Annotated in this window: 24 protein-coding genes; 13 read left to right on the forward strand and 11 right to left on the reverse strand. The window is 52.5% G+C overall.

What is annotated here, in order from left to right; translation table 11 throughout:
* Positions 1-134 precede the first annotated feature (134 nt).
* The 8 genes from PUP35_RS10665 to PUP35_RS10700 all read left to right on the forward strand — a co-directional run bounded on the left by PUP35_RS10665 (position 135) and on the right by PUP35_RS10700 (position 7,171).
* Positions 135-1,097: a hypothetical protein gene (locus tag PUP35_RS10665; RefSeq protein ID WP_032674783.1), complete on the forward strand. Its 963-nt coding sequence runs from the start codon at positions 135-137 to the stop codon at positions 1,095-1,097.
* On the forward strand, positions 1,097-1,684 hold the full coding sequence (locus PUP35_RS10670; protein ID WP_023292418.1) for a hypothetical protein: 588 nt from the start codon (positions 1,097-1,099) through the stop codon (positions 1,682-1,684). Before PUP35_RS10665 ends, PUP35_RS10670 begins: the two co-directional genes overlap by 1 nt.
* 11 nt (positions 1,685-1,695) lie before the next feature.
* Entirely contained in the window at positions 1,696-2,166 is a 471-nt protein-coding gene (locus PUP35_RS10675; RefSeq protein WP_126303312.1) for a GNAT family N-acetyltransferase, read from the forward strand.
* A gap of 12 nt (positions 2,167-2,178) precedes the next feature.
* Positions 2,179-2,619 (forward strand): GNAT family N-acetyltransferase, encoded by a 441-nt coding sequence (locus tag PUP35_RS10680; RefSeq protein ID WP_115875061.1) that lies wholly within the window; start codon positions 2,179-2,181, stop codon positions 2,617-2,619.
* Between the two features lie 145 nt (positions 2,620-2,764).
* A complete protein-coding gene (locus PUP35_RS10685; RefSeq protein ID WP_274243157.1) occupies positions 2,765-3,760 on the forward strand; it encodes an alpha/beta fold hydrolase in 996 nt (331 codons plus the stop codon).
* A gap of 44 nt (positions 3,761-3,804) precedes the next feature.
* Complete coding sequence (locus PUP35_RS10690) at positions 3,805-4,542, forward strand: response regulator (protein ID WP_274243159.1); 738 nt, start codon at positions 3,805-3,807, stop codon at positions 4,540-4,542.
* Positions 4,542-5,843 (forward strand): sensor histidine kinase, encoded by a 1,302-nt coding sequence (locus PUP35_RS10695; RefSeq protein ID WP_274243161.1) that lies wholly within the window; start codon positions 4,542-4,544, stop codon positions 5,841-5,843. The genes PUP35_RS10690 and PUP35_RS10695 overlap by 1 nt, the downstream gene beginning before the upstream one ends.
* Positions 5,844-5,980: 137 nt before the next feature.
* Positions 5,981-7,171 (forward strand): cytochrome c biogenesis protein/redoxin, encoded by a 1,191-nt coding sequence (locus PUP35_RS10700; RefSeq protein ID WP_274243162.1) that lies wholly within the window; start codon positions 5,981-5,983, stop codon positions 7,169-7,171.
* A 5-nt stretch (positions 7,172-7,176) separates the two neighbouring features.
* Here PUP35_RS10700 and tam read toward each other — a convergent pair whose 3' ends face one another.
* The gene (tam, locus tag PUP35_RS10705; protein WP_133295429.1) at positions 7,177-7,935 is read right to left on the reverse strand and encodes a trans-aconitate 2-methyltransferase; all 759 of its coding nucleotides are present in this window, start codon (positions 7,933-7,935) and stop codon (positions 7,177-7,179) included.
* 436 nt (positions 7,936-8,371) lie between these two features.
* Here tam and PUP35_RS10710 point away from each other — a divergent pair, with 436 nt between their 5' ends.
* The gene (locus PUP35_RS10710) at positions 8,372-9,010 is read left to right on the forward strand and encodes an acyl-homoserine-lactone synthase (RefSeq protein ID WP_127730890.1); all 639 of its coding nucleotides are present in this window, start codon (positions 8,372-8,374) and stop codon (positions 9,008-9,010) included.
* Positions 9,011-9,024: 14 nt separating this feature from the next.
* On the opposite strand, the gene PUP35_RS10715 is transcribed toward PUP35_RS10710, so the two are convergent.
* The gene (locus PUP35_RS10715; RefSeq protein ID WP_127730892.1) at positions 9,025-9,717 is read right to left on the reverse strand and encodes a helix-turn-helix transcriptional regulator; all 693 of its coding nucleotides are present in this window, start codon (positions 9,715-9,717) and stop codon (positions 9,025-9,027) included.
* 305 nt (positions 9,718-10,022) lie between these two features.
* A complete protein-coding gene (locus tag PUP35_RS10720) occupies positions 10,023-10,607 on the reverse strand; it encodes a GDP-mannose pyrophosphatase (RefSeq protein ID WP_111964584.1) in 585 nt (194 codons plus the stop codon).
* Between the two features lie 86 nt (positions 10,608-10,693).
* Between PUP35_RS10720 and PUP35_RS10725 the strand changes: the two genes are divergently transcribed.
* Positions 10,694-11,467 carry a DeoR/GlpR family DNA-binding transcription regulator gene (locus PUP35_RS10725; protein WP_271368227.1) on the forward strand — a complete coding sequence of 258 codons (774 nt, stop codon included), beginning with the start codon at positions 10,694-10,696 and terminating at the stop codon, positions 11,465-11,467.
* Positions 11,468-11,505: 38 nt separating this feature from the next.
* On the opposite strand, the gene PUP35_RS10730 is transcribed toward PUP35_RS10725, so the two are convergent.
* The 4 genes from PUP35_RS10730 to PUP35_RS10745 form a co-directional block, all read right to left on the reverse strand.
* A complete protein-coding gene (locus PUP35_RS10730) occupies positions 11,506-11,868 on the reverse strand; it encodes a DUF4406 domain-containing protein (RefSeq protein WP_115875067.1) in 363 nt (120 codons plus the stop codon).
* A 149-nt stretch (positions 11,869-12,017) separates the two neighbouring features.
* Positions 12,018-12,389, reverse strand: coding sequence for a VOC family protein (locus PUP35_RS10735; RefSeq protein WP_115875068.1), 372 nt, complete (start codon positions 12,387-12,389; stop codon positions 12,018-12,020).
* A gap of 94 nt (positions 12,390-12,483) precedes the next feature.
* Positions 12,484-12,927: a PACE efflux transporter gene (locus tag PUP35_RS10740; RefSeq protein ID WP_127730898.1), complete on the reverse strand. Its 444-nt coding sequence runs from the start codon at positions 12,925-12,927 to the stop codon at positions 12,484-12,486.
* 75 nt (positions 12,928-13,002) lie between these two features.
* Positions 13,003-13,965: an NAD-dependent epimerase/dehydratase family protein gene (locus tag PUP35_RS10745; RefSeq protein ID WP_271367877.1), complete on the reverse strand. Its 963-nt coding sequence runs from the start codon at positions 13,963-13,965 to the stop codon at positions 13,003-13,005.
* Positions 13,966-14,059: 94 nt separating this feature from the next.
* Between PUP35_RS10745 and PUP35_RS10750 the strand changes: the two genes are divergently transcribed.
* The 3 genes from PUP35_RS10750 to PUP35_RS10760 all read left to right on the forward strand — a co-directional run bounded on the left by PUP35_RS10750 (position 14,060) and on the right by PUP35_RS10760 (position 16,557).
* Positions 14,060-14,962: a LysR family transcriptional regulator gene (locus PUP35_RS10750; RefSeq protein WP_271367878.1), complete on the forward strand. Its 903-nt coding sequence runs from the start codon at positions 14,060-14,062 to the stop codon at positions 14,960-14,962.
* 110 nt (positions 14,963-15,072) lie between these two features.
* Positions 15,073-15,972 (forward strand): hypothetical protein, encoded by a 900-nt coding sequence (locus tag PUP35_RS10755; RefSeq protein ID WP_274243166.1) that lies wholly within the window; start codon positions 15,073-15,075, stop codon positions 15,970-15,972.
* A 15-nt stretch (positions 15,973-15,987) separates the two neighbouring features.
* Positions 15,988-16,557 carry a hypothetical protein gene (locus PUP35_RS10760; RefSeq protein WP_111963558.1) on the forward strand — a complete coding sequence of 190 codons (570 nt, stop codon included), beginning with the start codon at positions 15,988-15,990 and terminating at the stop codon, positions 16,555-16,557.
* A gap of 40 nt (positions 16,558-16,597) precedes the next feature.
* Here the strand turns inward: PUP35_RS10760 and silA are convergent, their stop codons facing one another.
* Genes silA through PUP35_RS10780 form a run of 4 tightly spaced genes read right to left on the reverse strand, consistent with a single transcriptional unit; the run spans position 16,598 to position 22,766 of the window.
* Positions 16,598-19,738 carry a Cu(+)/Ag(+) efflux RND transporter permease subunit SilA gene (silA, locus tag PUP35_RS10765; RefSeq protein ID WP_274243253.1) on the reverse strand — a complete coding sequence of 1,047 codons (3,141 nt, stop codon included), beginning with the start codon at positions 19,736-19,738 and terminating at the stop codon, positions 16,598-16,600.
* Positions 19,739-19,748: 10 nt separating this feature from the next.
* A complete protein-coding gene (locus PUP35_RS10770) occupies positions 19,749-20,999 on the reverse strand; it encodes an efflux RND transporter periplasmic adaptor subunit (protein ID WP_274243169.1) in 1,251 nt (416 codons plus the stop codon).
* 11 nt (positions 21,000-21,010) lie between these two features.
* Positions 21,011-21,352, reverse strand: coding sequence for a cation efflux system protein CusF (gene cusF / locus PUP35_RS10775; protein ID WP_274243171.1), 342 nt, complete (start codon positions 21,350-21,352; stop codon positions 21,011-21,013).
* Positions 21,353-21,380: 28 nt separating this feature from the next.
* Positions 21,381-22,766 (reverse strand): efflux transporter outer membrane subunit, encoded by a 1,386-nt coding sequence (locus PUP35_RS10780; protein ID WP_274243174.1) that lies wholly within the window; start codon positions 22,764-22,766, stop codon positions 21,381-21,383.
* Positions 22,767-22,839 lie beyond the last annotated feature (73 nt).

Genomic DNA, 22,839 nt, shown 5'->3' on the forward strand with positions numbered 1-22,839 from the left:
CTGGTATTTTCATCTATATGACGTTCTGTTTAGTTGCGTTGTAACGTATTTACTACCAAAATTTTGCTCTGCTGAGCGTTCGACTACCATCAGATTAGTTGGGCTAACTTACCTACCCACATAAGGAATAATGTATGGTTTTGCCTGGAATGAATCCTGAGACCAATCTCCCCGGTTATGATTATGCGCGAATGGCAGGTTTAGGGGCTGCAGATTTCGATTTCAAAGCACTGGGTTCCGCCATGGACTGTAATCGCGAATTTGCTCAGGCCGGTATCATTTATTCTGATGGTACTCAACGCTACCTGGTTCGCTCTGGTCAGCGTCATCCTAATGGCCAAAGTGGTATTGTAACCCACGTAATTGTAACGAAAGCGAACTCGCAGCCATCCACCTCCAGCGTAGGTAAATCATTGACTGACGCTGTGACATCGACATCCATGGGTACTGAGCTTGCGTCGACTGTACTATCCTGTGGCGCGATGATCATTACTGGAGGTGTAATGCTTGCAGGCACGGCAGCAACACCTCTTACCGCAGGAGGCAGTGGTGTTTTAGTGGCTATCGGCTACGCTGGTACTCTCGCTACCGGATTACAATGTGTTAACGGTCTTTATCGAATTTATGATCTGGTTGAAAACGGTGGCGGAAATGTTGCATGGCTCGATACGCAAGAATGGTACGTCGCCACCTCCACATCACTGGATGTAATTTCGTTAGCAAGTGCAGGTGGGGCATTAAAAGAAGCCGTTACCACCTGGCGTGCAATGAAATCCATATCTTCCTTGAAAGCCACTGAATGGTTAAAAAGCTATCCTCGTCAGGATCGTGCTCGTTTGACCGAATTGATAATTCGCGCGCAAAACCCCGGTATAAGCAACAAAGAAATCAAGGCTCTTATCCGCGCGGGTCTTTATCCGAAACGCTTTCCAACCGGGCCGGTTCAGGTAGAACTCACTCGACAACTTGGGCAAGTGGTAACAAGTGCCGCAGCATTGGCAGGAAGTGCGGTGAGCGGCGTTATTGCAGCGCCCAGTAACTTACCACGGACCGGTAAATACATTATCGGTACCATTCAGTCACTGGCGGTATTCTGATGAAGTTTTTGAGTTTGTTAACCGGACGGGTTTTCCAGGATCTCCTGCAACATGGTAAAGATATAGAGGAGGCTATTGCTCGTCGTGATACCCGCCTTCTGGATAATTCCACTCCCGAGCTGGAACGGTATTTTTCGCGACCCCTCAGTGAGCTTCCGCGTCAAAATCCTTACCCGGTAGCTATGCTGTTACCTCTGTTTTTAGTGGCGTTTGCGCTAAACCTTTTGCCTTTTCTCAGCACGTTGCAGGGTTTGTCACCTTTACATCATGCATTGAGCTTTTTCTTGCCATCATTGACGATGACAGGCGCGCTCATTGTGACAAGCGTACTACTGGCTCGTGGAAAGACGTCGGGATTGTCGGGCTTTATGGCGTTGTTCATCATCCTGCTGATAACGACCCTCGTTCAGGTTCTACATGTCATGCTTTCTCATGATGGAAGCCTCTGGCCACACGTCATTGCATCTTTCGCGCTGTTACTTTGTCGGGTGGTGATGAACGGCAGCGGCTTTGTTCTATTTACGCTCTATTGTCGTACTCAGCGTCTTGCCAGATTGGCACGGGAAATGCGGCTAAAAAGCCGTTAAAGGGGGAGGTTATGACATTACGAAAAGCCACGCCGCAGGAAGCCGAAACACTCTGGAACATTCGCAACCAGGCGATTCGTCACGGCTGTAAAACCAGTTACGATGCCGACGTCATTGCGCGCTGGACGCCGGATCTCATGCCCGAACGCTATCGGCAGATGGTCATTGAATACCCTTTTTACGTGGTGGAAGATGAAAAGGGCGACGTTGCGGCGACCGGCTATCTGGATCTGGATACCCACTGTCTGGAGGCGATATTCACCTTGCCCGCGGCATTCGGTAAAGGCATGGCGACCCGGATTATCGAGGCGCTCAAAAATGAAGCCCGTAGCCGGGGGATAACCCGTCTGAGGCTGGATGCAACCCCTAACGCCCAGTCGTTTTATCAGAAGCTGGGGTTTGTCACGCTGCGCGAAAACTATCATCATTCGCGTATGGCGGGGGCTGATTTACGCTGTTTTGAAATGGCGATCGACTTGTAATGTGAGGAACACATGGCCGTCACGGTAAGACCTCTATGCGAAAACGATTATTCCCAATGGCGACCGCTGTGGGATGGCTATACCCATTTTTATGATTGCTACCTCGAGGAATCCGTCACCGCAGCGACGTGGGAAAGGGCGCTCTCAGCGCATTCACCGATGTTCTGCCGGGTGGTCGAGAAGGACCAAAAGGTCATCGGTTTCGCGATGTGTATTCTGCATGAAGGAACCTGGTCTACCGCGCCCATCTGCTACCTGGAAGATCTGTTTGTTGATGCCGATGAACGCGGGGCGGGAGCAGGTAAAGCGCTCATTGACGCTCTGATTGAGGAAGGCAAGCGCGAAGGGTGGTCGAAATTGTACTGGGTCACCCGGGAGAACAACCCGGCGCGTAAACTCTATGATAAATATGGTGAAGCTGACGATTACGTCCGTTACCGTCTCTCCCTCTAAGACTTCAGCGCCTGTGTTTGTATCACACTGTATCAGCGTCCCGGATACATACACAGGCTTGCAATAAACCTGCTTTAGCAAATATCCGCTATACATTGAGGTGTTGTTATATCCCCGTGAATTGTACTCAACCGGAGATACCAACATGTTCAGCAAACTTGCTTACTCAACCCTCGCTCTGACCATTTCTCTTGGCACCGTGATGTCCTGTCAGGCCGAAGTCACCGGCACGAATGTCGCGGCCGCCTTTGATCATCCGCAGCAAATTAACGCCGGCGATCTGAACGTCGGTTATGTCGACCTCGGCCCGAAAGACGGTCAGCCGGTTATTTTACTGCACGGCTGGCCCTATGATATTCACAGCTACGCCGAGGTTGCACCCGCACTGGCGGCAAAAGGCTATCGGGTGATTGTGCCTTCTCTGCGCGGCTACGGCACCACGCGCTTCCTGTCAGCCAAAACGCCGCGCAACGGCCAGCCTTCAGCCATGGCGAAAGATATTGTGAACCTGATGGACGCCCTGAATATTAAGCAGGCGGTATTTGCAGGATATGACTGGGGTGCCCGAACGGCAGATATCGTTGCGGCGCTGTGGCCCGAGCGCGTTAAGTCACTTGTTTCAGTGAGCGGGTATCTCATCAGCAGCCAGCAGATTGGCAAACAGCCGTTGCCGCCAAAAGCGGAGCAGCAGTGGTGGTATCAGTTCTACTTCGCCACCGCTCGCGGTGCTGAGGGCTATGCGAAAAACACGCATGACTTCGCCCGTTTAATCTGGTCTCAGGCATCGCCTGACTGGAAATTTAGCGATGCTGTCTTTAACGCCAGCGCCAAATCCCTCGACAATCCGGACCACGTCGCCGTGACGCTCAGCAACTATCGCTGGCGCTTAGGGCTGGAAAAAGGTGAGCGCAAATACGACAGCTACGAGCAGAAACTGGCCACGCTGCCGAATATCACCGTTCCAACGATCACCATCGAAGGTGGGAACAACGGCGCGCCGCATCCTGCACCGCAGGCCTATGCGGGTAAATTTACCGGTAAGTACGAGCACCGCACTTTTGGGGCCACCGTAGGGCACAACCCGCCTCAGGAAGATCCGCAGGATTTTGTTAAGGCCGTTGTTGACGCTGACAAACTCTGAAATGTGCTATTTTCAGTACGTTACCCTTCGGTCTGGAGATTTCGGTGGAGCATATTGATCATATCCTTGTCGTCGATGACGACAGGGATATTCGTGAACTGATTGTCGATTACCTTGCTAAGTCTGGTTATCGCGCGACGGGCGCGGCCAACGGCAAAGAGATGCGCATCGTGCTGGATAAACAGCATATCGACCTGGTTGTGCTGGATGTCATGATGCCCGGCGATGACGGCCTTACGCTGTGTCGAGAGCTGCGCGTCGGGAAACATAAAGATCTCCCCATCCTGATGCTGACGGCGCGCAACGAGGAGACGGACAGGATCCTGGGTCTGGAGATGGGCGCGGATGACTACGTGGTGAAACCATTTGTCGCCCGCGAGCTGCTGGCGCGTATCAAAGCGATTTTACGGCGTTTTCGCACGATGCCGCCCAATCTACAGGTGACGGAAGCAGGGCGGCTAGTGATGTTTGGTGAATGGCAGCTCGATACCGTCGCTCGCCACTTAATCGATCCGGAAGGGGTAATTGTGGCGCTCAGCGGCGCGGAGTATCGGCTGCTGCGCGTTTTCCTTGACCATCCGCAGCGCGTGCTGACCCGTGACCAGCTGCTCAACCTGACGCAGGGGCGAGACGCCGAGCTGTTCGAACGCTCAATCGACCTGCTGGTTAGCCGGGTTCGCCAGCGTCTCAACGAAGATGCCCGCATGCCCGCTTATATCAAAACCGTGCGCAGCGAAGGCTACGTTTTTACGATGCCGGTGACCATCAAAGAGGTTAACTAATGAGGCTCTGGCCACGCTCGCTGCTGGCCCGTTTGCTGCTCGTCGTGCTGGCCGGTCTGCTGCTGGCTAACGCCCTGAGCCTGACGCTGGTCATGGTTGAACGCATGCACAGCGCCCGCACGGTGATGCTCGGTAATCTGGAAAACGATGTCGCAACCAGCGTCGCCATATTAGACCGCTTACCGGCCAGCGAACGTGCAGCCTGGCTGCCTCGGCTTGAACGGGGTAACTATCGTTATATTCTGGGCACAGGGGAACCTGGCGCAGCGCCGACGGATAAGCGTTCGCAAGATGCTATCCGAACCTTAAACGCGACGCTTGCCGCGCATTACCCGCTTAGCTTTACCGCGGTTCCCGGCGCCATTTCGCATATTCAGGCCCATCTTACGTTACGCGATGGCGCACCGTTGACCATTGACCTGATCCCGCGCATGCCGCCCGTCGCCAGCTGGCTACCGGTCGTTCTCATCCTGCAGCTGCTGGTTCTGGCTGTCTGCTCCTGGATAGCCGTGCGGCAGGTCTTGCGGCCTTTTTCACACTTTACCCGCGCGGTGGATGCGCTGGATCCGGCGGCCAGCACGCCAATGACGGAAAAAGGGCCGCTTGAGGTGCAGCGGGCAGCGCATGCCTTCAACGCCATGCAGGCGCGCATTCAGTCTTATCTCCGGGAACGCGCGCAGATCCTGGCCTCGATTTCTCACGATCTCCAGACGCCCATTACCCGCATGAAGCTGCGAGTCGAAATGGCCGGAGAGCCTGAACTTCGCGACAAGCTCCTGAACGACCTTGATAACATGTCTCGTCTGGTGCGGGAGGGCATTGCGTATGCCCGGTCATCGGAATCACTGGAGGAGACGTCGCTTAAGCTGGAGCTGAACGCCTGGATCAACAGCATCGCCTGCGATTACCAGGACATTGGTAAAAACGTGCACTTTCAGGCAGGCGAAACCCGCTTGCCCATCGTCACGCGGCCGCAGGCGCTTCGCCGGGTGATGACCAATCTGCTGGATAACGCCCTCAAATTCGGCGAGCATGTTGCGATTTCAATAGACGATTCATCAGACAGCGAGGTCATTATTCACATTGTGGACGACGGACCGGGGATCCCCGAAGCCGAGCTTGAGGCAGTTTTACAGCCGTTTTATCGGGTTGAAACCTCGCGCAACCGCGAGACTGGCGGGACAGGACTCGGACTGGCGATCGCCGCGCAGCTCACCGCTCAGCTGGAAGGAAAGCTCGGGCTGGCGAACCGTAACGGGGGCGGGCTGGACGTCTCCATTACGCTACCGCGCCGTGAGTAAAATTGTACGGCTTTGTATCTCCCTGCCTGGGCGATACAGAGCCAGACAAAACCCTCGCATTTACACATATCCTGAACACATCCGCACGCTGAAATAGCCTCACTGCAGCGTCGCAGGACTTGTATTGTGAGGTTTCTATGTTTCTGGTAATCGCTTTTCTGGGTGGGATGATAAGCCTGCTCAGCCCGTGTACGCTCCCGGTTATTCCACTTTTGTTCGCCGGTTTCCAGGGCCAGCGTCGGCATATTCTGGCCCTGCTAGTGGGGATGATCGTGATGTTTACCCTGGTGGCGATGGCCGTCACCGTCGCCAGCGAGTGGATCGCAGAGGCAACCATCGTCGGGCGCTGGATCGCGCTCGTCATTCTGGCCACTGCCGCGCTAGCCTTAATTTTTCCGTCTTTCGCCCAGCGTATTGCGGGACCGGCCGTCAGCGCGGGTAATGTTCTCAACACCCGAAGCGGGCAAACGCGCGGAATGGCATCGGCTTTTCTGGCCGGGCTTGCTGTAGGACTGCTCTGGTCTCCCTGCGCCGGTCCCATTCTGGGTGCGATTTTCGGCATTAACATTGCGGGGCATTCCGCTATTACCACCGGCGCTCTGCTGGCCGCCTATGGCAGCGGATGCGCAATGATGCTGGGATTACTCGTCATTGGAGGCCGCACGCTGATGGCACCTTTAAGGGCAAAATCGGCGCTAATGGAAAAGCTGCGACAGGGTGCAGGCGTTGTGATGTTAGCGACCGTCGCATTTAACGCGACGGGGATGACTTCGCTGCTTAAAGGGGCAAACGGCGTCTCGGACCGTCTTGAAACCGCGCTGTTAAATCTGACGAAACCCACAGCCACGCCGGTGAAGCTTGAGCCGATAGTGATTACAGAGCCCAGCAGTCAGCTGCCTTCGCTCAGCGGTGGAACAGGGTGGGTGAACGGTGACCCTGTCACGTCTGAATCGTTACACGGGAAGGTTGTACTTATTGATTTCTGGACGTGGGACTGCATTAATTGCCAGCATACGCTCCCCCATGTGCGGGAGTGGGCCACTAAGTACCAACCGCAGGGTCTGGTGGTGATCGGAGTTCACACCCCGGAATACCCCTGGGAAAAACCGCTTTCGTCGGTTAAAAATGCGGTGAATAAATGGCAACTGCCGTATCGGGTGGTCACGGATAACAACTATAAAATCTGGAATGCTTTCGGCAACCAGTACTGGCCAGCGCATTACTTTTTTGATGCCAAAGGGCAGCTGCGCTATACCGCCTTTGGCGAGGGTGACTATGAGCAACAGGAAAAGGTTATCCAGCAGTTGCTCAAAGAAGCTCGGTCATAGCCCGTTCAGGGCTGGCGTTGAGCCACGATAAACAACCGGGGGAAAGCCAGCAGTATCTGCCCGTTTTCCTGAAGCGGATACTGCTCTTCCAGCAGTTCATGGTAGCGTTTCAGGAAACGTTTCTGCTCGCTTTCATTCAGTTCCTGGAGCCAGGGCCGCAGGCCGGTGGCGCTTACCCAGTCAATAATGGCCTGATGAGAGCTCATTTTGTGATAATAGGTCGTCCGCCAGATATCCACGTCACAGCCAGCCTCCGACAGAATATCGTAATAAGCATGTACGCCTGGCAGAGGCTCGCGGCCACGGTCTGGGTAGTCTTGCTCAAGCGCCACTTCACGCATCGCCACATGGGTCGGTTCCAGCCAGTTGTCAGGCATCTGGATCGCCAGTACGCCATTTAGCTTAAGCAGGGAGACAAGATGCGGCAGGAGATCGTAATGGTCCGGAACCCATTGCAGCGACGCGTTGGCATAAATCAGGCCCAGCGGCTGGCCAGGCTTGTACTGACGTATATCGGCCTCAATAAAGTGGCAGTCAGGTAAGGCTGCGCGTGCTTCCTCAAGCATGGCAGGGGAGTTATCGACCCCGGTAATGTGAGCAGAAGGCCAGCGATGCTTCAACAGCGCCGTGCTGTTTCCTGGTCCACAGCCTAGATCAGCGATGGTAGCGATCTCATCCAGAGGAATTCTGGCGAGCAGTTCTGCAGCTGGACGCGTTCTTTCTGCGCCAAATTGCAGGTAAAGAGAAGGGTTCCAGTCGGTCATCATCAATTCTCAGTTTGGCATGCTTCTGCAAGAATAGCACAGGCAGGCGCCTTCAAAGCGGTACGGGAGAGGTTCAGGGCAGATGAATTCCGCAGTTTCTGTGAAACAAAAGAGAGGAAAAAAATAAGAAAACGGAAATATTACCCCTTAAAGGATTAAGGGGCAATGTTTTTATTGTAATAATTTTATGATTATTGTTTTTTAATATTTTATCGACAAAGTGCTTCTTATGTTCTGTACCCGAAACTTTAAATATTAGATAATAATCGATGGGTATATCCCTGGTGTTTCATAGGTCTTTGACCTCCTGACCGCTTAGTTTTGCGAGAACTTCGTGGTCAGGTACTTTTTAAGTATAGGGAATATGCGGCACAATGAAAGCTGTCCTAAGAGACAGGTGAAACTAGTTTCAGGTGTTATTATCAGGAACATGAGAATGAATTCTGTCATTGAATTTTTTTTACACGACTACGATGATTTACCACCAGCATTAGCGCGCGAACTCTACAGACTCAGAAGAAAAACTTTTCGGGACCGACTCGACTGGAAGGTGGAATGCGTCGAAGGTATGGAAAAGGATCAATTTGATTCCCATAACACGACATACTTACTGGGTATGTATGATGGGCAGCTGCTATGCGGCGCGCGATTTATTAACGCAACGCAGCCGACAATGATAAGCGAGATCTTTCACAACTATTTCGATAATCCCATTGTTTTTCCCGCAGATGTTCCCTGCTGTGAAGTGAGCCGTTTATTTTTAGATAAAGAAACACGGGACTCCGCAAGCCTGCAGGGCGTGCCCGCCAGTAAAGCATTGTTTCTTGCAATGATTATTTATTGCATTAAGAATAAATATCATGGGATGTACGCAGTAGCCAGCCGTGGGATGTATGCCATATTTCGCCATGCTAACTGGAAAGTTGAAGTTATTCAGCGCGGTGTTTCTGAAAAAGGGGAGGTTATTTACTATATTTATATGCCTGCCAGTATAGGCATTATTGAAGACATTATTAGCAAAGATAAATCCAGTCACTGGCTTCGTGAAATGCTCGAGCATCTACACCATTTATAACCAGTGGCTGAGGCTTACTCCTCCAGTAACCGGAGTTCCGTTCCAAGTTTTATTGCGTGTCTGGCATTATTCACACCGAGTTTTTTCATTATATTGCCCATATGGAATTTAACGGTGCGCTCAGCAATAGACAAAATAACAGCAATTTCTGCGTACGTTTTCCCGGCACTGACCCATTTAAGGATTTGGCGCTCACGTGGCGACAAGAAAACATTCTTTTTCTGCTGATGCTGACTATACAGATTGAGTGTCTTCTGATGTAACTGAACAAGGAAGCGTAGAAATTGCGGCCGATACTTCTCTATGTCAATGCCAGAATGCTTAGGACTGATGACGGATAAGACAACAAGATTATTCAGATAGTCATGCAGAGGAAACGTCTGTCCCTGGTAAATATCATACTGGACACTTTCGTCGAAAATGCGTGTCAGGTTATAACCATCCGACAGCACGACATCACTTTCCCAGAAAAAATCTTCAACACAGCGCAAAGCCCTAATAATGACAGGGTCAATGAACTGGTATTTTCTTTCAAGGTAGATATTAAACCACTCAGGGCTATTATTGATTATCCTCATCTGTGAAGGATCTTTCTTGTTCATAATAGCGTAGGCGAAGACGATCCCTTTGAAATCCTCAAAAAACGCGTCAAGCTCACTCTGAATTAGCGTATTGATCGTTATGTCGTTGTAATATGTATCCTTCACGTGAGATGCTGCCTCCTGTTCGAATGGAGGAGCAAGTATAATATGCTTCGTTATCCGTAGCGAGTCGCATTTTAATCCAGACAACAGATAAGACAGGCTACCTCAGCGGGCAGCCTTGTGAACGTTTGGCATTTTTGAATGGTAAATGCAGATGACTCAGGGAATTGTTGATGATTTTATCGAATTGCGAAATCGTTCACTAAATATAGTAGGCTGCAAAATTTAGGAGGTTTTCCCTTTTCTTACGCGTAACGTACAAGCGTACCGTTTACATACGTCTATAAATCAGGATTTAAACCAGCAGGTTACAGAATACCTTTAAGGGCAACATGATACAGCAGCATGATGGTTTTACCGTCGACAATCTTGCCCGTTTCAATGCTGCGTAAAGCCTCTTCAAGCGTCATTTCCAGCACGTCGATATCTTCTCCTTCAGCCTTAATCCCGCCGCCTGCGCCGGTTCTGTCATGTGGCTGGTACTCGGCAAGATAAAAGTAGAGTTTCTCCGTGACGGAGCCTGGGCTCATATAGGCTTCAAAGATTTTCTGCACGCGCGAAACGTGAAATCCGGTCTCTTCTTCCGCTTCTGCTTTAATGCGGCTTTCGGGATCCATGTTGTCCAGCAATCCTGCTGCTGCCTCAATTAAATCGTCTTCATGGCCGTTGATAAAGACAGGGAAGCGGAACTGGCGCGTCAGGATCACCGTCTTTTTCTCACGGTTATAGAGTAGAATCGTCGCGCCGTTGCCACGGTCATAGACTTCCCGATGCTGCCGCTGCCATTCACCATCACGCCGCTGCAGGTCAAAGGTGTATTTTTTGAGGATGTACCAGTTGTCTGACAGGGTTTCACTGTCGATGATGCGCACATCTGCACGTTTTGATTGCACGAATGTCCCTCCTTACGTAGAGTAATGATCATAAACAGCATCATCATGCATGTTCAGGATAAAACATGCAACATCAGGAATTCACCATGCTCACCAGTCAGCGAAAACAATTGATCCTTGAGAAGCTGGGTGCCGAAGGTCAGGTACAGTCAAAAGCGCTCAGCATTCTCTTTGACGTCTCTGAAGACACCATCCGGCGCGATCTGCGCGAGCTGGCGGCAGAAGGGCGTTTGCAGCGTGTTCACGGCGGCGCGCTGCCGTCATCTTCCGCTATTGCTCCGTTTGCCGAACGGCAATCCGTGAAGATGGATGCGAAAAAAAGGGTGGCCCGAAAAGGGGCACAGCTAATTTCATCAGGCCAGGTGGTGATTGTCGACGGTGGCACGACAACCTCCGAGCTGATTACGTTTTTCCCTCCTGACTTGCGCATCACCGTGGTGACGCACAGCCCGAGCATTGCTCTGGGGCTCGTTGATCATCCTTCCATTGAGGTGATTTTGATCGGCGGACGCTTGTATAAACACTCTATTGTTGCGGTCGGCGCTGCGGCCATCGAAGGCATAGCGAATATACATGCGGACCTGTTCTTTATGGGCGTGACCGGCATTCATCCTGACGCGGGGCTGACAACCGGTGATTTCGAAGAGGCATGCATCAAACGTGCATTTTCCGGCAGAGCCGCGGAGACGGTTGTTCTGGCTTCTCCGGAAAAGATCAACACCGCGTCTTCGTTTGTGATTGGCGATGTGTCTTCGGTAAATACCATCGTCGTTGAAGACGGTACAGATAAGGACTGGATCCGCGCGGTATCGGAAAAGGGCGTATCCGTCGTTCTGACCTCAGATCGTGCCCCCCTCTGACAGCCAGCCTTTGACCACGGGCTGGCTGGCGTCCCGGATTAAGCTTCTGGAATGTTCTCAAGCGCGGTATAAACGATGAGACCATATTTTCGGGCTACTTCAATATCCATATCGGCGCCTTTAGACGCACCGGCAATACGATAAATCGCATCGCATTTAGCGATGAGCCGGTGAGCAACGGGGTACAGCATCGCTTCGCTGATTTCATCACCCACCGTTATTGAGCCTGCGGCTTTTGCCAGCGGCAACGCAAGCCATTCACCGATGACCGGAATGTGGCCACGCTGGTATACGGCTAATGCTGCGCTTTCGAGACGCGCCAGATTCTCATCAATTCGTGCCTGAACGCCATCGGTTCCGCTGCGATAGGGACCGGCAATTAAAATCAACTGTTGTGTCATAAATACCTCTGTCAGTGTTGTTGCATGAAAATGCACATTTACAGACGAGACTTTACGACATCACTGGCCAGAAATACAGCTTTTCGTGCAGTATCGTGCAGAAAACCGCATGAGTAAATCGTTTTACGGGTTCTGAAAGACCCGTTGAGCTACTCGCTCTCCGGCGTATGGCACACGGCCTCGATGTTATGTCCATCAGGTGAGATGACAAAAGCGGCATAATAATTTTCACCGTACGAACGCAATCCCGGCCCGCCGTTATCACGTCCGCCAGCGCGCAGCGCGGCATGGTAAAAATCATCAACCTGCTGACGCGTATTAGCCACAAACGCCAGATGCAGGGGCGCGGGTTTGTCATTTGTATGGAAAAGGCAAAGTGAAACGTCCCCTGAGCTCATTTCAACACCATACTCCGGCGCGCCTTCATCGATGATTTTTACTCCAAGCGGGCGAAGTGCCTCGAGGAAGAAAGTTTTACTTGTTTCATAATCGCTGACGCCGAATTTCACATGATCGAACATTATCGACTCCTCAAAAGAGATAGAGAAATGAAGAGTATAGAAGGTGAGAGGAGTCGAATACGATAAAAGGCGTGTCAATGTGACAGGTATCTCTCTACATAGCAGACCGTTTCCGCCCAACAAATGTCCAGCGCAGGTAGTCGTAAATCCAGTTAAACAGTAACGTGTACGGCAGGAAAAACAGTACAAGACCGATCTCAACAAAAAATGCCTCAGTCACTGTAAGATTCAGCATAACCATCGCGACAGGAATTAGGGTGATGATGAGTCCCGTTTCAAAACCTACCGCATGGATCGCTCGAATGAGAAACGTCCGTTGAAAGCGGTATTTTTTCTGCAGCGAGTCGAAGAGTTTATTAAAAATAAAATTCCAGACCGTTGCGGTAAGGGCGGATATCACGGACAACGAGCCCGACTGGAGTATCGACACGTTCATCAGCCAGGCAAGAGATAGCGCGATAATAATGTTGGCCATCACTTCAAAAATAACTGCGTGTAAAATTCTCTCTTTAACACTTTTATTTAATTCAATTTCCATTTGCTTAGGGCTGCGTTTTTCAAAAGCTGAAGTATATCAGACATCGTTCAACCTTTTCTAAACGTACAGGTTATGTTAAATGCAGCCCAGGCCCGCTAATGTGGAATGTACAGCTTCAATAAGAGGGGTCTGGGGCTCATGGCCCAAAAAGGAAATCAGTTTTGAATTATCCATTTCTATTGACTGCTCCCAGAGATAACGCATCTCCTGCATTTCATGAAGTGTGGTATTAAAGGGGCTTATCGCCGAGATAAGCCACCAGGGAAACGATTTCACCTTCGCCTGAATACCGGCACGCTCCGCGACGTGCTTTATGGCGGCAGTCATCGCTGTCCCGTCAGGATCCCAATGCCCGCGCATATGGAAACTGGCAAACGGTTCGAGTTCCTCCCGACGCGACAGCAGTGCAACGAGCGTTTCGGCGACATCCGGCAGATAAGCCCACTGGTGGCCTGCGCCGGTTTTCCCGGGCTTTTGAATTATCTTCGGTGGTTGCCCCGGTTTGACCAATCCCTGCGAAAACCAGTTATTGCCGGCATGGGGACCAAAAAAGTCACCTGCACGTAAAATCAGCACCTTTCCGCCACGCTGCGCATAGTCTGCGAGTTCCTGCTCCATTTGCACCCGTATAGCGCCTTTTCGGGTAAACGGATTCTGAGGAGAATCCTCGCGTAAGAGGGGAAAAGCATCCGGGCCGTAGTTATAAATTGTGCCCGGCAGAACGATTAACGCACCGTTTCGCTCCGCTGCATTTATGGTGTTATGCAGCATGGGCAAAACCAGCTGTTCCCAGTTTCGATAACCCGGCGGGTTTACGGCATGGACAATAACGCTGCATTCGGACGCCGCTGCCTCAACCTGTTCTGCATTCAGCGCATCTCCGCTTATCCACGAAATGCTTTTGTTGCGATCGTCAGTTTTCGGAGCGCTGCGGCGCAATGCACGCACATCCCATTTGTCACGGATCAATTTGCGGGCTATTTCGCCACCGATCCCACCCGTTGCGCCCAGTATCAGTACCTTATTTGTGTTTTTCATCGTTTGACCCTTATTGGATATCTGCTTGACATCATAATGACCGCACGGGCTAAATGTAATTGCATAATATAAGCCAGCAGGTATTCATTTTTGTATGAAGCTAAATATCCCGTGGGAATGGTATCGCACCTTTCTGGCCGTGATAAGGGAAGGGTCTTTGTCAGGGGCCGCACGCAGGCTTGCCATTACTCAGCCAACCGCCGGACGCCATATTGCGGCGCTGGAGTCAGCCCTGGGCCTTGTTTTATTTACCCGTTCGCAGACAGGATTACAGGCCACGGATGCAGCCGTTGAGCTGAAGGGCCATGCGCAGGCGATGGAAAATACGGCCATGATGATTGAGCGATCGGCAGCCAGTTTCAGTTCCGGCGCAACCGGATTACGAGGCATTGTGCGCGTCGCCGCCAGTGAAATCATCGGCACGGAGGTTCTGCCTCCAGTGATCGCACAAATAAAGGAAGAATACCCGCAGATAGTTATTGAACTGGTTCTGTCTAATCGCGTTCAGGATTTACTGAACCGGGAAGCGGATATTGCCGTACGCATGGCCACGCCGGTGCAGGAGCAACTGATTGCACGTCGGATGGGCAGGGTTGAAATAGGTCTTCATGCCGCGCCAGCCTATCTGTCACGATGTGGTGCTCCGGAAAGTATTGATGAGTTATTCACCCATACGCTCGTGGGTTTCGATAATACGACTCCCTTTATTTTACAGGCACTTAAACAATATCCACAGCTAAACCGTGAATTGTTTACCGTGCGGAGCGACAGTGATATTGCACAATTAAACCTCATTCGTGCAGGAGTAGGTATCGGTATGTGCCAGGTACAACTGGCCGATTTTTCTCCGCCGTTACAGAGGGTAATGCCTGATTTCTTTGCATTTCATCTCGACACATGGCTGGTGATGCATGAGGATTTACGCCATAGCCAGGCCTGTAAAACGGTGTTTGATTATCTTGCGGAGGGTTTGCAGGCTTATGTACCGTCAAGCTGATGTGCTATCTGCGTTTTCACGACCTTTGGTTGAGACGTTGAGCAAAAGCTGAATGCACATAAGATGGTCAGTTAAGACGCTTTAATAGACCATCAGCATCCAGGCTAACGATGTCCACAAAACGCCAGATTTCCCCTGACTTCATATCGGTGCGCATAATGTATATTATGTTAAATTGCATTTATGGTTCTATACTCCATGGTGCTTTTCTCGATAGCTGGCTGGTTCGCCCCTCTCGACGCATTGCTGATGTGAATCAGAGCACCGTCAGCCATGTAGTCAACAGTAAAATTCCAGATGCTAAGGAAATCAGTGCAGAAAAAGCTGTGGTTGCGACGCTAACTACTCCGTCACTTGCTACGGAAATTACCTCGACCGGTTTTGCCTGTGGCGCGATGATTGTTACGCTTGTCATGGCGTTTGGTGCCGGTGCGGCAGTACCGTTTACCGCTGGCGGGTCTGGTGTGATTGCGGCGATTAGCCTGTCCGGTACGCTGGCTACGGGAGCGCAATGCATGATTGGCGCGGGCCGTCTGCTGGCTATCCATAACGACCATGGTTCCGACGTTGCATGGCTTGACAGCCAGGACTGGTACGTTGCTACCACGACAGTTCTGGATGTTATTTCGCTTGCTGCGGCAGGAACCGCGCTAAGAGGTACTTTAGAAACGTACAAGCTGATGAAAGCGGCGTCTTCAAGTAAAGTTACCGCCTGGTTCCAGAGCCTGAGCCGTGCCGAGCGTAAGCGCATCACGGAAGAGATCATTAAAGCGCAGAATCCAGGTATCTCCAGTGCCGGGGTAAAGGCCGCGATCCGCGCAGGTGTTTATCCGAAACGTTTCCCAAGCGAATCGTTACAAAAATCACTGCAGCGCGAGCTGATGAGTGCGGTCAACAACGCATCGGCCTTTGTGGGGAGCTCACTCACTGGGACTATCCGTAATCCGCAAAATACCGTCCAGTCAGGACGCTATGTGGTTGGTGTGCTGCAATCATTTTTACCTAACTGAACGCTGAGTATTCAAATGTTTAAAGTTTTAACCCGTCGCCTGCAACACTGTAACGAGGTGGCTACCAGCATAAGCAATACCTCCCCGACACAGCTGCAACAGCTAAAGACTCAGTTGGCTGAAGAAATGGGCAAACCTGTGGGTCTACACACCATGGGTATTCCGGCGGCAATCAGTACTCTCGGGGTAATTGTTAGCTTCGCGATTCCTCAGCTGTGGTTGGGCTATGGCGTATTCGCCGCACTCGGCCAGCCAGCCGAACGCGTATTCGTGTGGATTGTGCTGATCGCCCTACTGTTCGCAGGCATCAACGGCGTGACGATGTTTATGATTGGCAAGGGAAGCATGCGCGCCGTGCGGTTACATCTTACGCTGGCGGTGATAAGTCTGGTATTAACGGCAGCCTATCTGCTGGCCGCACTGAGCGGTAGCGCTGCTCCGGGCGTCAGTCTGGCCGCTGCGATGGTGAGTACCGTCATGCTGGGGCTTAGCGGCAGCTGCATCTTCTCTACCGCTTTCTATAAGATGCTGCTATTTACTCTGCATAACAGAGCCTGGCGCAAACTGATCAGCAAGGCGCGCTAAGCATTCATCACGTAAAAACCCGCCGCTAACGGCGGTTTTTTTATGGTTTTTTAAGCCTGCGCAACCAAATCAACTTATACGCCGCAGGGATAATAAACAGCGATAGCAGCGGAGCCGTGATCATGCCGCCAATCATTGGCGCCGCTATCCGGCTCATGACTTCTGATCCGGCACCGGTTCCCCACAAAATGGGCAGCAGACCGGCAATAATCACCGCGACGGTCATCGCCTTTGGCCGCACGCGCAGCACGGCGCCATGATAAAGGGCATCATCAAGTCCCTGTACGGTGAAGGTTTCCCGATGGGATAACGTCGGATGCGCTTCAACGGCATGACGCAAATACATCAGCATGACCACCCCAAATTCTGCCGCCACCCCGGCCAGAGCGATAAAGCCGGTGCCGGTTGCCACAGACATATGGAAGCCCTGCCAGTACAGGAACCATATCCCCCCGACCAGGGCGAACGGCAGGCTCATCAGGATCAGCAACGCTTCATCCACGCGACGGAATGCCAGATACAGCAGAATGAAGATGATCATCACCGTCATCGGTACCATTAGCTTCAGTTTCTTGTTGGCGTGCTCGAGCAGTTCGAACTGTCCGGAGAATGACACGCTGGTACCCGGTCTCAGCTTTACGTTCTGACTGATGGCCGTTTTAATGTCGTTCACTACGGACACCATATCCCTGCCACGGGCATCAATATAAATCCAGCTTGCAGGTCGGGCATTCTCCGTTTTTAGCATCGTGGGGCCGGAAACCACGTTGATATCCGCCACATCACCCAGCGTGATCTGCTGTTTCATCGGCGTCAGGATCGGCATCTGCTTCAACGCGTTCGGGCTGTTCCGGTAGTCCTGAGGATAACGAATATTAATCGGGTAGCGGGCGACGCCTTCCACCGTTTCTCCCACCGTCGCGCCGCCGATGGCCGAGGAGACGAACAGCTGCACGTCGCCCACCGTCATCCCGTAGCGGGAGGCTTTTTCGCGGTTGATATCAACGTTAATGTAGCGCCCGCCTTCCAGACGTTCAGCCAGGGCTGACACCACGCCCGGCACCGTTTTAGCTACCGCTTCAATACTCTGCGCCGTGGCGTCGATATCAGCCAGAACGGTACCTGACACCTTGATGCCAATGGGGCTTTTAATCCCGGTTGAAAGCATATCGATGCGGTTGCGGATGGGCGGAACCCAGAGATTCGCCAGGCCAGGCAAACGAACGGTCTTATCGAGTTCGTCAACGATCTTGTCAATCGTCATTCCGGGTCGCCACTCATTCTCAGGCTTAAGCTGAATGGTGGTTTCCACCATTTCAAGCGGTGCGGAGTCCGTGGCCGTTTCGGCTTTACCGGTCTTGCCGAAGACAGAGGCCACTTCAGGGACGGTTTTTATTAACTTGTCCGTGGTCTGTAACAATGCCGCCGCTTCTGCCGGTGAGACGCCGGGCAACGTCGACGGCATATACAGCAGGTCACCTTCATTTATCTTTGGCAGGAACTCGCCACCCACCTGGCTCAGGGGCCAGATCACCGTGAAGATGGATAAGGTCGCAACCAGCAGGGTGGTTTTAGGCCAGTGGAGCACCCGAATCAGAAGCGGATGATAGGCGTTAATCAACAGTCTGTTCAGAGGATTACGGGTCTCTGCGGGGATTTTACCCCGGATCCAGAATCCCATCAGAATGGGGATCACGATGATGGCCAGCGCGGCCGCCCCTGCCATAGAGTACGTTTTGGTGAAGGCCAGCGGACCAAACAGCCGCCCTTCCTGCCCCTCGAGGGTAAAGATGGGAATGAACGACAAGGTGATGATCAGCAGGCTGATAAACAGCGCGGGGCCAACCTCTACAGAGGCGTTGGTGATGACCTTCCAGCGGGTGACGTTGTCAATCGGCTTCCCCGGGTGGTGGTGATCCCACTCTTCCAGCCGTTTGTGCGCATTTTCAATCATCACGATAGCGGCATCCACCATTGCGCCGACGGCAATGGCAATGCCTCCCAGAGACATGATATTGGCGTTCAGCCCCTGGAAATGCATAACGATGAAGGCAATACACAGGCCAAGCGGCAGAGAGATAATCGCCACCAGCGCTGAGCGAATGTGCCAGAGGAACAGCGCGGAGACGATGGCCACCACGATAAACTCTTCGAGAAGCTTGCCGCTCAGGTTATCAATAGCCCGATCGATAAGCTGGCTGCGATCGTAGGTAGTCACAATCTCAACGCCTTCCGGCAGGCTGGCCTTCAGCGTCTCCAGCTTGTCTTTCACCGCCGTTATGACCTCGCGCGCGTTTTTGCCCGAGCGCAGGATCACCACGCCGCCCGCCACTTCACCCTGCCCGTTCAGCTCGGCAATGCCGCGGCGCATTTCCGGCCCCGTTTGTACGCGGGCAACGTCACGCAGATAAATCGGTACGCCGTTCTCGCCGGTTTTCAGGACGATGTGATTGAAATCATCGATGGTCTGCAGATAGCCGATGGCCCGGATCATATACTCCGCTTCCGCGATTTCTACGGACGATCCCCCCGCCTCCTGGTTAGACGACTCAAGGGCCTGCTTAACCTCCGGCAGGCTGACGCCGAACTGCGCCAGCTTTAACGGGTCAACCTGAATCTGATACTGCTTCACCACGCCGCCGACGGAGGCCACTTCGGCCACGTTCGGGATCGTTTTCAGCTCAAACTTCAGGAACCAGTCCTGCAATGAGCGCAGCTCGGCGAGATCGTGTTTTCCGCTGCGGTCCACCAGCGCATACTCAAATATCCAGCCTACGCCCGTGGCGTCCGGGCCGATTTCCGAGTTCACGCCGGCAGGGAGTTTGCCCTGAACCTGATTCAGGTACTCCAGCACGCGCGAACGGGCCCAGTACAAATCGGTGCCATCTTCGAAAATGACGTACACGTACGAATCACCAAACTGCGAAAAGCCGCGCACTGTCTTTGCGCCGGGAACCGACAGCATGGTGGTGGTGAGTGGATAGGTCACCTGGTTTTCAACAATCTGCGGGGCCTGGCCGGGATAGCGGGTTTTGATAATCACCTGCACGTCAGACAGGTCGGGTAAGGCATCGACCGGCGTGTTGATAATCGTCCATGTGCCCCAGACGCTGAGGAACAGCGCCCCCATCATGACCAGGAAACGATTGGCGACTGACCGTCGGATAATCCATTCAATCATCATCGTCTCCTTAATGGCCAGAATGCGCGTCGTCAGGGGTTTCAGCGTGGCGCATGCGCTCCAGCGCACCGGTAATATTGGCCTCCGAGTCAATCAGGAACAGACCGCTGACGACGACTGACTCCCCCTCTTCCAGCCCGCCACCAATGCCGGACTGCTGCTGAGATTCATGCAGAACGCGGATCCTTTTCGGTACAAAATTCCCGTTCGCATCAACGGTAATAACGCGCTGCTCTTTGCCGGTATCAATAACGGCCTGGGAGGGGATCAGCAGCATTTCCTGACTTTGGGTGTTCAGCTTCAGGTACGCGTTCATGCCAGGTTTCAGCAGCTCATCCTTGTTGGAGACCGGCAGGCGCAGCTGCAGCGTACGGGTGGTTTGATCCACGCTCGGCAGAAGGCTCCATTTTTCAACCGGGAAGGATTTATCCGGATAAGCAGGTATCGAAACAGCAAACTGCGAGGTGTCTTTCAGCAGATAAGCAATGGACTCAGGGACCGCCGCACCGATCCAGACCGGATCCATCCCCTGAATTTGTGCCACCACCTTATCTTTCGAAATATTCATCCCGGTACGGAGGTCAAAGGCCGTAATCACCCCGTCGATCGGCGCCCTGATGGTAAACCGGGTCTGGATCGTTCGGATCGCACGCAGCCTCTGAATATCCTCCTCCGGCATACCCGCCAGCCGAAGCCGTTCCAGAACCCCTTTGATTTGGGTCGGCGTTCCGCCGGTGCCGGATAACAGCAGAAACTCGCTCTGCGCCTCTACCCAGTCCGGAATGGTGATATCAATCAGCGGCGTGCCTTTCTTTACCTTATCGCCCGTCGTCAGCGGGTAGACTTTCTCAACGAACCCTTCCGCGCGCGCCTGCACAATGACAAACTGATAGTCGTTATAGCTGACGATGGCCGGGATCGTCTGGGCATAATTCAGCGTTCCGCGCGTCACCTTTTGCGTTTTTAATCCTAAATTCTGGACCTGGGTCGGATCGATACGGATACCGTCACCGCTTTTATCGTTATTTTCGTCCGCATATTTCGGGACCAGATCCATATCCATAAACGGTGATTTACCGGGCTTGTCGAATTTCACGTCTGGTTTCATCGGGTCATACCAGAAAAGTACCCTTCTTTCAGAGACGCTATTTTCTGTTTTTTCAGATGAATGAAACGCCTGCAAAGCCGTCACCGATATCAGCCCTCCCACAATAAGGCTGCTGACTATCATGGCAGCATATTTTATTTTGAATGAGGCCATGCCGTTTCTCGCTATTTAATGCTCTTCAGTAAAGAGATATTGCCCTGCTGAACAAATGAAAAATCAACATGACTACCGACTTTCAATGCATTGATACTCTCGTCAGCCTGAATAAAGGTGAAGCGCATGGTCATCGCGGGCCAGCCAATCGCCGGGATCGCTTCATGAGAAATCGTGACTTTTTTATTCGTGAGATCAACATCCCTCACGATGCCGGTCCCGGTGATGAGCTGCTCTGAGGTCGCTTCGCTGGGAGAATTCATCCCCTCGTGCTGATGAACCTCAGCCTGGAGGCTGGCAGAAAACACAATGGAGGTCGCTCCGAATACAATGGCCTTAAGAGAATTGCGCATGCTTATTTTCCTGTTTAATTAAATAACGTTATTCGACCCAACCGCCGCCCAGCGCGGTGAAGAGATTAATTTCATTAACCTGTCGGGCATAAATAAGGTCGAGAATGGTTTGCTGCGTGGAAAACAGCGAGCGTTCCGCATCTAATACTTCGATATAGCTCACCGCGCCGCTGGTATATAACCCTCTGGCACGCTGCAGGGTGATGTTTAGCGAATCAAGGTACCGCTGTTGCGCAGCAAGCTGCTGGTTGATGCTGTCCCGCAGCGCGAGCGCGTCGGCAACCTGTTTGAAGGCGGCCTGTATTTTTTGTTCGTAATTAATAACCGACTGCTGCTGGCGAATTTCGGCCAGCTTCAGGTTTGCCTTATTCCTGCCCGCATTAAAAATAGGAATGTCTATTTTAGGGATAAAATTCCACATCCCGCTGCCCGCGGTAAACAGGCTGGATAATTCCGGACTGCCAGTTGAAAGCCCGCTGGTTAATGATATTGACGGGAAAAAGGCCGCACGCGCGGCGCCGATATTCGCATCGGCCGCTTTAAGCTGATACTCCGCTTCCAAAATGTCCGGGCGCTGCAGCAGTATCGCTGAGGAGAGATGAGGCGGCAGTTTTACCGGCGCAACGTCGCTGGCGTTCATGCCGCTCTCGCCCGGGAGCGCGCGATACGTGCCGAGGACCAGCTGCAGGGCATTATTGGCCTGCGCCAGCTCTCCCTCTCGTTTGGCAATCTCTGCCTGCGTGCTTTCGATCTGTCCCCGGGCCTGTTCCAGCGCCAGGACGTTCGTACTGCCCGTCACCAGCTGCTGCTCAACGAACGCATAAGACTGCTGGTAATTTGTCAGCGTTTCCCGCGCAATACGCAGCTGTTTATACGCCAGCTGCTGGTTGAAATAGCTCTGGGAAACGTTAGAGACGAGCAGGATATGCACCGCGCGACGGGCCTCTTCGCTGGCGAAATAGTTTTGTCGGCCGGCCTCGCTCATGTTCTTCAGCTTGCCGAAGAAGTCGAGTTCATAGCTAAGCGCAAGGCCCGCGTCGTACTGCTGCGTGGTGGGTTTGTCACTTTTAAGCCCGCCGCTGTACGTGATACCCGAAGACGCATTCAGCTGAGGATAACGATCCGCATCCGTCACGCTGAACTGCGCCCGCGCCTCTTCAACCTTCAGAGCGGCCATTTTTACATCGCGATTATTGTTCAGCGCTTCCGTAATCAGCCCGGCTACCTGCGGGTCGACGAAAAAGTTGCGCCACCCGGTATCCTGATACCCCACCACCGCAGGCGTCAGGCCGTTGCGCGAAAGTGAAAACTGCTGGGGTACCGGTGATGCCGGGCGCTGGTATTCGGGGGCCAGCGAGACGCAGCCCGCCAGGATAAATACCGTACTGATGCTGAGTCGTTTTAACAGGAACATAGCGGTTCAAATGAAGTCCAGAGTATTTTTAGGGCTACTCTACTGAACGCTTCCTGTTTGACGGGTGACGGGA

This window comes from Enterobacter sp. S-33, from assembly GCF_028735835.1.
Taxonomy (GTDB): Bacteria; Pseudomonadota; Gammaproteobacteria; order Enterobacterales; family Enterobacteriaceae; genus Enterobacter; species Enterobacter vonholyi.

Bases quoted from the DNA above. Each gene is read 5' to 3' on its own strand.
- PUP35_RS10665 (WP_032674783.1), top strand. From the start codon at position 135: ATGGTTTTGCCTGGAATGAATCCTGAGACCAATCTCCCCGGTTATGAT.
- PUP35_RS10670 (WP_023292418.1), top strand. From the start codon at position 1,097: ATGAAGTTTTTGAGTTTGTTAACCGGACGGGTTTTCCAGGATCTCCTG.
- PUP35_RS10675 (WP_126303312.1), top strand. From the start codon at position 1,696: ATGACATTACGAAAAGCCACGCCGCAGGAAGCCGAAACACTCTGGAAC.
- PUP35_RS10680 (WP_115875061.1), top strand. From the start codon at position 2,179: ATGGCCGTCACGGTAAGACCTCTATGCGAAAACGATTATTCCCAATGG.
- PUP35_RS10685 (WP_274243157.1), top strand. From the start codon at position 2,765: ATGTTCAGCAAACTTGCTTACTCAACCCTCGCTCTGACCATTTCTCTT.
- PUP35_RS10695 (WP_274243161.1), top strand. From the start codon at position 4,542: ATGAGGCTCTGGCCACGCTCGCTGCTGGCCCGTTTGCTGCTCGTCGTG.
- PUP35_RS10700 (WP_274243162.1), top strand. From the start codon at position 5,981: ATGTTTCTGGTAATCGCTTTTCTGGGTGGGATGATAAGCCTGCTCAGC.
- tam (WP_133295429.1), bottom strand. From the start codon at position 7,935: ATGACCGACTGGAACCCTTCTCTTTACCTGCAATTTGGCGCAGAAAGA.
- PUP35_RS10710 (WP_127730890.1), top strand. From the start codon at position 8,372: ATGAATTCTGTCATTGAATTTTTTTTACACGACTACGATGATTTACCA.
- PUP35_RS10725 (WP_271368227.1), top strand. From the start codon at position 10,694: ATGCTCACCAGTCAGCGAAAACAATTGATCCTTGAGAAGCTGGGTGCC.
- PUP35_RS10730 (WP_115875067.1), bottom strand. From the start codon at position 11,868: ATGACACAACAGTTGATTTTAATTGCCGGTCCCTATCGCAGCGGAACC.
- PUP35_RS10735 (WP_115875068.1), bottom strand. From the start codon at position 12,389: ATGTTCGATCATGTGAAATTCGGCGTCAGCGATTATGAAACAAGTAAA.
- PUP35_RS10740 (WP_127730898.1), bottom strand. From the start codon at position 12,927: ATGGAAATTGAATTAAATAAAAGTGTTAAAGAGAGAATTTTACACGCA.
- PUP35_RS10745 (WP_271367877.1), bottom strand. From the start codon at position 13,965: ATGAAAAACACAAATAAGGTACTGATACTGGGCGCAACGGGTGGGATC.
- PUP35_RS10750 (WP_271367878.1), top strand. From the start codon at position 14,060: ATGAAGCTAAATATCCCGTGGGAATGGTATCGCACCTTTCTGGCCGTG.
- PUP35_RS10755 (WP_274243166.1), top strand. From the start codon at position 15,073: ATGTCCACAAAACGCCAGATTTCCCCTGACTTCATATCGGTGCGCATA.
- PUP35_RS10760 (WP_111963558.1), top strand. From the start codon at position 15,988: ATGTTTAAAGTTTTAACCCGTCGCCTGCAACACTGTAACGAGGTGGCT.
- silA (WP_274243253.1), bottom strand. From the start codon at position 19,738: ATGATTGAATGGATTATCCGACGGTCAGTCGCCAATCGTTTCCTGGTC.
- PUP35_RS10770 (WP_274243169.1), bottom strand. From the start codon at position 20,999: ATGGCCTCATTCAAAATAAAATATGCTGCCATGATAGTCAGCAGCCTT.
- cusF (WP_274243171.1), bottom strand. From the start codon at position 21,352: ATGCGCAATTCTCTTAAGGCCATTGTATTCGGAGCGACCTCCATTGTG.
- PUP35_RS10780 (WP_274243174.1), bottom strand. From the start codon at position 22,766: ATGTTCCTGTTAAAACGACTCAGCATCAGTACGGTATTTATCCTGGCG.